Source organism: Flavobacterium sp. 1355 (genome assembly GCF_017833415.1).
In the GTDB taxonomy this organism is placed as follows: domain Bacteria; phylum Bacteroidota; class Bacteroidia; order Flavobacteriales; family Flavobacteriaceae; genus Flavobacterium.
On record NZ_JAFICC010000009.1, the window covers coordinates 127503 to 138626 of the forward strand.

The following is an 11124-nucleotide window of genomic DNA, read 5'->3' on the forward strand; positions in this document are numbered from 1 at the left end:
CCAAATTTGTATTTTTAGAATTTAACTGAAACTTTTTCAGACACCAATTTATCATTTTGATAATATTCAAAAAACCACTGGTTATCTTTAGCATTTAAAGATCCCTGAATCCCGTCTTTTATCGCAATAAAAGAATCCGGACGTGATGTCTTAAGAAGTTTCATCACTACTTTGGGTGTTTTGTCAATCAATTGAAATCCGTTTTCTGTTGGCTGTGCGTATAATAAATTTGGATCAGAAGTATCTGCTACGGGTGTTGAAGCAACATTATTTGTGGCAACAACCGCAGTAGTTACAGTTGAAGGAACAGTTTTTGCAGATGTTGAAACAGCATTTCCACTATATTTATAATGCAGTTTATTTATAGATAAAAAAGCCAAATCAAGACTTTCTCTGTAAGCCAGTTCATAATCCTTTTCTTTGCTTTTTCCTACTTCAGAAGTATAAACCACTTTTCCGTAGCAATCTTTAAACTCAACATAGAGTTTAGTCACTAAAAAGCCATTATCTCTTTTTACATCAATATACAGCAACTGACAGCGATCTGCATAATCTGCCGGAATCTCCTCATTTGCATAAAAAGCCTGGAAACCCGCTTTAATTAAATTTGATTTTGTCATTGTTGCCAATCTGTACTGATTGTCAGTTTTCAAAAAGTCATACTTTAATGGAACAATGACTGCTTTATAATCATTGATGTTTTGTGAAAATCCGACAAAAGAAACTAAAAGCGCAATCAATAAAAGTTTAATTCTCATAATTATAAATATTTTTTAAGTTCTGATAAGTGATTTATTTGTTTGTAATTTTTTGGCGCTTCAATATTTCTAACATTAAAAAAAATAGCGTCTAACCCGGCGTTTAATGCTCCATCTACATCTGCTTCAAGATCATCGCCGATCATAATGCTATTTTGTTTAGAGGCCTGAGCAATATTAACTGCATAATCAAAGATAATACTATTTGGCTTTTTCACACCAGCCAGTTCAGAATTTGTTACAGTACTAAAATAACCCGAAAGTAAAGCATTATTTATTTTTTTCTCCTGAACAGCAGCAAAGCCATTGGTAATAATATGCAATTTATATTTTGGTTTTAAATATTCTAAAACCTCAATAGCGCCGTCAAAAAGGTAATTGTTGTCTGTTAAAAACTCAATATAATCATTGGCAATCTGATCAATGTTTTCATCAGACATTGAATAATTCAAAGCATCAAAAGAAAGCTTGAGCCTGTTGTAACGTAATTCCTGATGAGTAATTTGATCGTTCTGGTACAATCGCCAGCACTCATGATTTATTGGAATATATTTCGCAATAAAATCCTCAATTTTAATTGTTCCGAAATTATTTTTAAAAATACGGTCAAAAGCCATTTGTGAATTTTTATCAAAGTCCCACAGCGTATGATCTAAATCAAAAAATATATCTGTAATGTTGGTATTCATAATTAAAAAATTCCTTCATCTACAAAACTATAATATTTTGTTTCAGTAATAATCAAATGGTCCAAAACTTTAACATCTAAGCTTTCCCCTGCCAACTTTATTTTTTTTGTAATTGCTTTATCGGCATCGCTCGGATGCAAGGCTCCTGAAGGATGATTGTGACATAAAATCAGACTAGTAGCACCCGTTTCTAAGGCTAACTTAAAAACCATACGTGCATCTACAATTGTACCTGCAATCCCTCCTTTACTTAACTGGGATTTCGAAATAACCTTGTTCGAATTATTAAGAAAAAGCACCCAAAACTCTTCATGTGCGAGTTCGCCAATTATAGGCTGCATGATCTCAAAAACATTCTTACTGGAGGTAATCTTAGTTAACTCTACAGCATCTTCGGCTCTGCGACGGCGTCCTAACTCGAGAGCAGCAATAATGGTTATTGCTTTTGCCTCCCCTATTCCTTTAAAATTAATTAATTGCGAAATCGACATTTTACCCAGAGTATTAAGAGTATCAACACTGAACAAAATACGTTTGCTCAAGTCTACAGCAGACTCATCACGACTGCCCGATCCAATAAGAATTGCAATTAATTCGGCATCGCTTAAAGCATCTTTTCCCTTGAGCATTAATTTTTCTCTGGGTCTGTCATCATCAGACCAGTTTTTAATGGAAAAATGAGATTGTTTCATAATATAAATTTCAAGGAGCGAAGATATTAAAAAGAAGAAAAATCTTTCAAATTAATATTACCTATTTTAAATTAATTAATGTGCCGATTAGAAATTAGATAATGACTATTATAAATAAAAAAAGTGCCAACTACAGCAGTAATTGACACATTATCTAATTATCTAATTGACTAATTCTCTAATTAATCAATCCTTTAACTTCATCAAAATTTAATCCTCCATAATTCCCTGAACTCATCAATAAGAGTGCTGAATTATCTAAATTCAAGTTGAATAAATATTCTTTGAATTCAGTAGGATTGGTATAAATTACAAGATCTTTTCTGTTGAATGCTTTAGCAATCTGCTCATAAGTTACTTCCTCCAATTGCTTAATTTTTACAGCATCGGGAGAATAAAAAACAACTGCAATATCAGCATATTCTAAGGCTCCTTCATATTCTTTTAAAAATTCTGCATTTAAACTGCTATATGTATGAAGTTCTAAACAGGCAACTAAAGTTCTGTTTGGGTATTGCTCTTTTACTGCTTTTGTAGTTGCTGCTACTTTACTTGGCGAATGTGCAAAATCTTTGTAAGCTACTTTTCCTTTTCCTTCGGCAATTTTTTCTAAACGTTTGGACGCTCCTTTAAAACTTGCAATAGCTTCATAAAAATCAGCCTCATCAACACCCATATTTTGGCAAATCCATTTTGCGCCGGCAAGATTATTCAAATTATGTGCACCAAAAACTTCTATCGGCATATCACCTTCCGGAGTTTTTAATAGTGTAACACCGTCACTAACCGTATATTCCGGCGTATGATAGGCTAACTTACGAATTGGATTTGTTGCGGCTTCTGATACGCGTTTTACTTCAGGGTCATTTTCATTATAAACCAGGATTCCGCCATTTGTAATTTTTTCGATAAAAATTTCAAACTGCTCTACATAATTTTCATACGTTGGAAACACATTAATATGATCCCATGCAATTCCTGAAATCAAAGCAATATTGGGTTGATACAAATGAAATTTTGGGCGTCTGTCAATTGGAGATGACAAATATTCATCTCCTTCCAGAACCACAAAATCATTTTCTTCTGTAAGGTGTACCATAGTGTCAAAACCTTCCAGCTGTGCTCCAACCATATAATCGACCGCAATATTGTGATAATGCATTACATGCAAAATCATTGAGGTAATTGTTGTTTTTCCGTGTGAACCTCCAATTACAACACGGGTTTTATTTTTAGATTGTTCGTATAAAAATTCCGGATACGAATATATTTTTAAACCTAATTCCTGCGCTTTCAGCAATTCAGGATTATCAGCTTTTGCGTGCATTCCTAAAATTATCGCATCAAGATCTGCCGTGATTTTTTCGGGAAACCATCCCATTTCTGCAGGAAGAATTCCTTTTTTTTCTAATCTTGATTTTGATGGCTCAAAAATGGCATCGTCACTTCCTGTGACCTGATATCCTTTATTATGCAATGCTAAGGCTAAATTATGCATAGCACTTCCGCCAATGGCGATGAAATGTGTTTTCATTTAAATTCTAATTTTTATAAAAAACCAAAATTACTAACCGTAACAGTTAAGATTTGGCTATGATGACTCAAATTTTTGTTTTAGTTCATGCGCTTTTTTAGCGTCTTTTAATTTGTTCAAATATAAATTATATAATTTTTGAAATGTAGTTTTTGATTTGCCAATTTCGTGTGCTTTTATATAATATTTTTCAGCCGATGCATATCTGTCAAAATATTCTTCAATCTTGCCTCTGGATAAATAACCGTCAACTTGTGATAATTTTAATAATTCATTTGAATAGAAAATGGCTTTGGATTCGCTTCCGCCAAAAATACCCGGAAGATGAAGGTAATATTCAACCAAACCCCAGCGGGCCTGGACATGTTTTGGGTTTAATTCTATCGCTTTTTCAAAAGATTCCCTGATTTCGTCGGCCATTCCCAAAGCTTTGATTTTATTAACTTCTGAAGCCCGCATTCCCAAAGCTCCTCCGTATTTAAAATAATTATTGGCATCCGCAGGTTTTAGCTCTTTGAGTTTTTTATAATATTTTATCGCCTTTTGCCAGGATTTTTTGTGCGCAGCGATATCACCCAGGTATTCTATTGCTTTTGCATCTGCTGGTTTTGTTTTTAAAACATCCTCAAAGAAAAGTTGTGCTTCGTCAAACTTTTTAGCCTGAAACAATTTCTCTCCTTTCTCCAAACCAGATTGCGGCCATAGCAGGAAAGGCAAAAACAAGAAAAGGGCTGTTAGTTGTTTCATAACTCAAAAATAGCGAAATATAGAATGCATAATTTGCTTTTAGATATAAATTACTAATTTGTACGAAAAATATTTTAACTCCTCCCAACCTTTCTATTAAAATTATACTCTATGTATAAAAACAAACCGATGAAAAATATACTATTTGTACTCTTGTTTCTTTCTACAACACTATTTGCGCAAAAAACAGATAAAAGATGGGATGAAGTTGTGGCTTTGGAAACTGAAGGCAAAACAAAGTCTGCTTCTGAAATTGTGACTAAAATTTATAAAAATGCAATCGCAGACCATGATGATGTGCAGATTATAAAGTGTTTTTTTTATCAATCCAAATACATCCAGGTTCTGGAAGAAAATGCGCAGACTAAGATTATAAATAATTTAAAAAGAGAAATTAATCGTGTTTCAAACCCATCAAAGGTTATTCTGAATTTGGTTTATGCAAAATGCCTTAACGATTGTCTGACCCGAAATGAGCATAAAATAAAACAGCGTACTAATATTGACACAGTGAGCAATGATTTTTTGACCTGGTCTGAGAAAAACTTTACTGACGAGATCAATAAGGCGATGAAAGTTACACTTGAAAACGAAAGTCTTTTAAAAAGTACACCACTGTCAGATTATGAATCTATTTTTGACTATTCTTCTGCGGATAAATTTAAATCCAAAAATTTATTTGAATATGTTTTAAAAGAAAACATAACATTCTATACTCCAAAAATATACAATCAGGAAATTCAAAAAAACAGTTTTCTGCAGTGCCAAAAAGAACTTTATGGCCAATCTGCTGAGTTTATTAAACTGAATTTAGATTTTATAAAAAATGAATACTTACGATTGGTACTTTCTTTATACCAAAAACAAGAAATAAACAATCCATCTGCTGAACATCAGTTTTTGCGCATAGAATTTTGCAAAAACAATTTATTCCAAAATGATGACGATTACAGAAATGCTTTGGTCAAACTTCAAAAAAGCACAACAGACAAAATTATAATTCAGAAAATACAGTTAGAAAAGGCAACTTTTTTGTCACAACAGGCATCAAAACAATTACATCCGGATTATAAAATTAAGGCTATTTCTATTTTGGACAGTATTTTGGAACTCAATAATCGCTCTAATCCATACAAATCAGCATTAGTTCTGAAACAAAGTATTCTTGCAAAATCGCTAAATATTCTACTTCAGAAATACACTTATAATAACGAAAATACAAGAGCATATATTCAGTACAAAAACATTGACCTGCTAAAAGTTTCATTTTTTAAAATTAACAATAAACAATTGGTCGGTTTTAACCAACGTTATGCTGAGAGGGACAGTATAGTTACAAAAATCATTCAAAACAAAAACTCAGTTGCTTCTGTATCTTACAATTTAACACACAAAAACGATTATTTCGATTATTCCACAGAAGTACTTTTGCCTAATTTACAAACTGGTACTTATTTGGTTTATTTTGAAAGTGAGTCAGACAAGGATGACAAAAAGGCATTTGCCTATGAAACTATTACTATTTCTGATTTTTCGATATTAGCTTCACAAAATGATGCAAGGGAAACTTTTCAGGTTTTGAACCGAAAAACAGGAAAACCACTAGAAAATGTGACCCTAAAATCAAATAATTTTGATATTAAAACCAATAAAAATGGCATTGCTTCTTACAAGAAAAAAAACGATAATTACAACGAAAATATCGAACTGTCTTTAGGAACTGATACGCTGTTGATTACTAAAAACTACGTTCAATATAACAAGGATTACGAAACGGAAAAAAAGAACGACCTCTCCGGAAAGGTAGAATTTTATTTGGACCGTGCCATATATCGCCCCGGCCAAACGGTTTATTACAAAGGTATTGCCTTTCAAAAAAACAACAATATTACGAGCGTAGTGCCTAAAATGGCTTTTGAGATTAATATTGAAAGTCCTGACGGTGAGACCAAAAGCTTTACTGTAACCACAAATGAATTTGGTTCTTTCTGGGGCGAGTTTATACTGCCAAAAGATGGTTTAACAGGCACTTTTAAAATTGAGGCCGAAAAACCTATGAATTATGAGGAAGACGCTACATATGATTCGACAAAAGAGGAACATCCGTTTTGGGATTTTGTAACCTTTGAAAATTCTTATCTGGATTTTAGAGTCGAAGAATACAAGCGTCCTAAATTTGAAGTAGCTTTTGACGCAAAAAAAGAAAGTTTTCAGGTTAATAAACCCATAAAAGTAAATGGTTCAGCCATAGCTTTTGCCGGCAGTTCTGTTTCTGATGCAAAAGTAACGTACACCGTAAAACGTTTTGTAAGTTATTTTAGAAATTATTTCGGACGTGAAGAAAATGAAGAACTGGCTGTTGGCGAAACCAAAACAGACGCATCGGGCAAGTTTACAATTGATTTTATTGCGGAGCCGACTGCAAATTCTATAAAAGAACAATTACCGGTTTTTAATTATGAAATTGAAGTTTCGGTTACTGATATTAATGGAGAAACCCATACAGCCACAACCACTATAAAAGCAGGTTATCATGATCTGGTACTCAACGTTTCGTTACCTAATGAAATTGAAACTAAAAACAAAAACGAAATCATGCTGAGCAGCACTAATCTGAATGGCGAATTTTTAGCCGTCAAGGGTGAACTCAAAATTTATTATGTTCAGCCGTTTCCAAACAAATTTAAAAAGAGAGTTTGGCCCAGACCAGATATAGAAACCATTTCTGATGCTGATTTTGAGAAATTATTCCCTTTTGAAGATAATTCTAATCCATTACATAAACCGGAAGAAATTTTAGTTTACTCAAAAAAGATAAACACAGAAACAGATAAAAAAATCGCACTCGACTTTATCTCCGATTATAAATCGGGCAGTTATAAAATTGTTTTTAGCGCAAATGACAGTTTTAATAATCCAATTGAAACTGCTCAGAATTTTAAACTTATACAAAGCAAGGACAAGTTTAATACCGGCAAATTATTTACCGCAGAACAAATTAATCAGGATCCTAAAAGAGATGGCTTTGTCCAGGTAAAATTAAAATCTGTAATTCCCGAACTGTATGTTTCTGTCATGGGACATTATGAGAATAATATGTTTTTTGATGAAACCTCTCATCTTGAGAATCATGAAACGATTGTAAAAATCCCTCTGAAAAATGGATTCGAAAAATTGGTAAAACTAGGTTTTGAAAGCATTTTTGAAAACCAACCTTTTCGCGAAGAACTTACCGTAATGCTTAAAAACATTACTCCAAAACTGGAATGGAAAATAGAAAGTTTTAGAAATAAAATACAACCCGGAAGTGATGAAAAATGGTCGTTTCAGCTTACAGGCAACAATGCTAAAAAAGAAGCCGAAGTTTTGGCTTCTATGTATGACAGTTCTCTGGATCAGTTTACTTCACAAAACTGGAATGGTTTACAAATAGAAAAATATACTTATAACTATGCCAACAACAAATCTAAAATTGGATTCCAGAATACAAATACAGCTTTTAGGAATCTAAACTCCTATATAAAAGGAATTAAATTTGATAATGAATCAATTAACCTGATGTGGTTTGATTTTGATTTTAACAACCAAAATTCTGTTTATCTGCAAAACCAATATATAAAACAGCTTAACAAAAAAATCAAAAAACCTACAGACGCAAAACTGGTTTCGGGCGTAATTACAGATGAAAAGGGCGAACCGATTCCCGGCTGTAGCGTTTTTATCAAAGACACCAAAAGATCTGCGTCTAGTGACTTTGATGGTTACTACGAAATTGAAGCAGCAAAAGGTGAGGTACTAGTCTTCGCTTTTATTGGTTTTAAGCCACAATCTGTTAAAGTAACGGATACAAGAATTGTTAATGTTATTTTTGAAGAGGATTCCAGTCAGCTGGAAGAAGTTGTTGTGACAGGTTATGGCATGCAGAAAAAAATGTCTGTAACCGGATCTGTTTCACAATTAAAAATTTCAGGAAATATAACCAATAGTGAAAATGACAGCCTCGGCCTCAGCACCGCATCAATTTTGGCCGGAAGGGCAGCCGGAATCGAAATAACTGCGTCACCTTCGGATAAAATAATTATTCGCGGAACAGCGACAGGGAATAGTAACCAACAATTATTATATGTTGTCGACGGAGAAATTGTATCAGAAGAGAAAGTCAAAATGATAAAAACATCGGATATTCTTTCTATGGATATTTTAAAACAAGACAAAGCAACGGCATTATACGGAAGCAAAGGTGTAAATGGTGCAGTTATAATTACAACCAAAAAAGCTATGGAGGCTTTGACTCAGGTGAAGGCCAGAAAGAATCTCTCTGAAACTGCTTTCTTTTTTCCTGACTTAAAAACAGATTCAAGAGGAAATGTAAGTTTTAATTTTACTTCTCCGGAAGCTTTGACCTCCTGGAAACTGCGTTTATTGGCACATAATAAAAATGCTGTTTCCGGTTATTTAGAGAAAAGCGTTGTTACTCAAAAAGAATTAATGGTGCTGCCAAATTTTCCCCGCTTTTTCAGAGAAAAAGACACGATTGTAATAAGCACCAAAATCTCAAATATGACCGATGAGGCTAAAACAGGAATCGCGATGCTGCAATTTTTTGATGCCGTCACAATGAAACCCGTTGATGCTGAAATGCTGAATGCAAATAACATCAAAAATTTCACTATTAATCCTTTTGGGAACACAACTGCATCATGGACAATTGCTATTCCAGAAGGTCTGCAAGGTGTACAATACAAAATTGTTGCGAAAGCAGATAATTTTACCGACGGAGAAGAAAATATAATTCCGGTTTTAACAAACAATATGCTGGTTACAGAAAGTATTCCGATTTGGGTTCGTGAGAATTCTAAAAAAGAATACACTTTTGAGAATCTTAAAAACAATAATTCGACAAGTTTAAAAAATCATCAGTTTACATTTGAATACACATCAAACCCTTCGTGGATTGCGATTCAGTCCCTTCCCTATTTGATAGAATATGAGCATGAATGTGCTGAACAGACTTTTGCACGATTTTATGCTAATAGTTTGGCCGCGGCAATCATTTCGGGTAATCCAAAAATTGCAACCGTTTTTGAAAACTGGAGAAAAAACGGAAAACTTAATTCTAAACTGGAGACAAATGAAGAATTAAAATCACTAATTCTTGCTGAAACACCGTGGCTGAATGATGCAAAAGATGAAGATGAAAAAAAGAAAAACTTAGGACTTTTATTTGACCTGGAGAAGATGAAAACTTCGCAGGAAACTGCTTTCAATAAATTAAAACAGAAACAAAAAGCATCCGGAGGATTTGGCTGGTTTGACGGTGGTTATGAAAGCGAATATATTACAAGACATATTCTGGCAGGTTTAGGTCATTTGGCTAAACTGGATAAAAGTTCTGATAATCTTTCTAAAATAGATGAAATAGCAAAAACCGGAATTGCGTATTTGGACCAAAAGTTTTTGGAATATTATAAAACAAGAGCCAAAAATCTAAAAAAAGGAGACAAACTAATTTGGCTCCAAGCCAATGTCGATTTGCATGCTCTATATGCCAGAAGTTTTTACTTAGAAAAATATCCGCTTTCAGATACTTTAAAAAAGGTTTCTAAATTATATCTGGAATCGGCCAAAAAAGACTGGCTGTCTTATTCTCTCTACGAAAAAGGACTTGCAGCTTTAACAATGAATCGCTATGGTGAAAAGGAAACTGCAAAAAAAATAATAGAAAGCCTAAAGGAAACTTCATCTTCAAATGAAGACTGGGGAATGTACTGGATTGTCAACAAATCGGGCTGGTATTGGTATGAAGCGCCAATAGAAACTCAGGCTTTATTAATTGAGGCTTTTGCCGAAGTAAGCAATGATACTAAATCTGTAGATGCCATGAAAGTATGGCTGTTAAAAAACAAGCAAACCAAAAACTGGCCAACAACCAAGTCTACTACCGAAGCTATTTATGCTTTATTGATGCAGGGAACCGACTGGCTATCTGTAAAAGACAATACTATTATTAAATTAGGAGATGAGAAAATCATGACCAAAAAATTAACCGAAAATGAAAAAGAAGCAGAAACCGGTTATATTAAACTAAATTGGAAAGCCGATGAAGTCAAAAAAGAAATGGCTGTAATAAGCATAGAAAACAAATCAAAAGTTCCGGGTTTTGGTGGTGTTTACTGGCAGTATTTTGAAGATCTGGATAAAATAAAAAATAATTCAGGGGGCGTTTTATCGGTTTCAAAAGAATTGTATCTTAAGAAGAATACTTTAAAGGGAGATCAATTAGAAAAAATAACTTCAAAAAACAAGCTGCAAATCGGAGATCTGGTAACCGTAAGATTAATTATTACTTCTAAAGAAGATACCGAATATGTACATCTGAAAGACATGCGTGCTTCCTGTTTCGAGCCTGTAAATGTACTTTCAGAATATAAATATAAAGATGGCCTGGGTTATTATATGAGTACAAAAGATACGGCAACACATTTATTCTTTGACTACATCAATAAGGGAACTTATGTTTTAGAATATGACATCCGCGTTAATAACAGTGGCGAATTCTCCAACGGAATTACAACAATCCAAAGTATGTATGCGCCGGAATTTTCCAGTCATACAAAAGGAATTCGTGTAAAAGTTGAGTAAAAATTCCAAAAAATAAATTCCAAATTCCAACAAGCGCATATAATCTATCCTTTTGTCAGGCT

At 33.5% G+C, this 11124-nt stretch carries 6 protein-coding genes; 1 reads left to right on the top strand and 5 read right to left on the bottom strand.

Features of this window, described 5'->3' with window-relative positions; all coding sequences use genetic code 11:
* Nucleotides 1-14: 14 nt before the first annotated feature.
* The 5 genes from JOD96_RS13135 to JOD96_RS13155 all read right to left on the bottom strand — a co-directional run bounded on the left by JOD96_RS13135 (nucleotide 15) and on the right by JOD96_RS13155 (nucleotide 4420).
* The gene (locus tag JOD96_RS13135) at nucleotides 15-758 is read right to left on the bottom strand and encodes a hypothetical protein (RefSeq protein WP_209564695.1); all 744 of its coding nucleotides are present in this window, start codon (nucleotides 756-758) and stop codon (nucleotides 15-17) included.
* A 2-nt stretch (nucleotides 759-760) separates the two neighbouring features.
* Nucleotides 761-1447 (bottom strand): YjjG family noncanonical pyrimidine nucleotidase, encoded by a 687-nt coding sequence (locus JOD96_RS13140; RefSeq protein ID WP_209564696.1) that lies wholly within the window; start codon nucleotides 1445-1447, stop codon nucleotides 761-763.
* A 2-nt stretch (nucleotides 1448-1449) separates the two neighbouring features.
* Complete coding sequence (radC, locus tag JOD96_RS13145) at nucleotides 1450-2139, bottom strand: RadC family protein (protein WP_209564697.1); 690 nt, start codon at nucleotides 2137-2139, stop codon at nucleotides 1450-1452.
* A gap of 178 nt (nucleotides 2140-2317) precedes the next feature.
* On the bottom strand, nucleotides 2318-3673 hold the full coding sequence (locus JOD96_RS13150; RefSeq protein ID WP_209564698.1) for a UDP-N-acetylmuramate--L-alanine ligase: 1356 nt from the start codon (nucleotides 3671-3673) through the stop codon (nucleotides 2318-2320).
* Between the two features lie 57 nt (nucleotides 3674-3730).
* Nucleotides 3731-4420 (bottom strand): tetratricopeptide repeat protein, encoded by a 690-nt coding sequence (locus JOD96_RS13155; protein ID WP_209564699.1) that lies wholly within the window; start codon nucleotides 4418-4420, stop codon nucleotides 3731-3733.
* Between the two features lie 129 nt (nucleotides 4421-4549).
* Here JOD96_RS13155 and JOD96_RS13160 point away from each other — a divergent pair, with 129 nt between their 5' ends.
* Entirely contained in the window at nucleotides 4550-11062 is a 6513-nt protein-coding gene (locus JOD96_RS13160) for a carboxypeptidase-like regulatory domain-containing protein (protein ID WP_209564700.1), read from the top strand.
* The last annotated feature ends 62 nt before the right edge of the window (nucleotides 11063-11124 follow it).

Excerpts from the sequence above, each read along its gene's own strand:
- JOD96_RS13155 (WP_209564699.1), bottom strand. The coding sequence starts at position 4,420 with ATGAAACAACTAACAGCCCTTTTCTTGTTTTTGCCTTTCCTGCTATGG.
- JOD96_RS13140 (WP_209564696.1), bottom strand. The coding sequence starts at position 1,447 with ATGAATACCAACATTACAGATATATTTTTTGATTTAGATCATACGCTG.
- JOD96_RS13160 (WP_209564700.1), top strand. The coding sequence starts at position 4,550 with ATGAAAAATATACTATTTGTACTCTTGTTTCTTTCTACAACACTATTT.
- radC (WP_209564697.1), bottom strand. The coding sequence starts at position 2,139 with ATGAAACAATCTCATTTTTCCATTAAAAACTGGTCTGATGATGACAGA.
- JOD96_RS13135 (WP_209564695.1), bottom strand. The coding sequence starts at position 758 with ATGAGAATTAAACTTTTATTGATTGCGCTTTTAGTTTCTTTTGTCGGA.
- JOD96_RS13150 (WP_209564698.1), bottom strand. The coding sequence starts at position 3,673 with ATGAAAACACATTTCATCGCCATTGGCGGAAGTGCTATGCATAATTTA.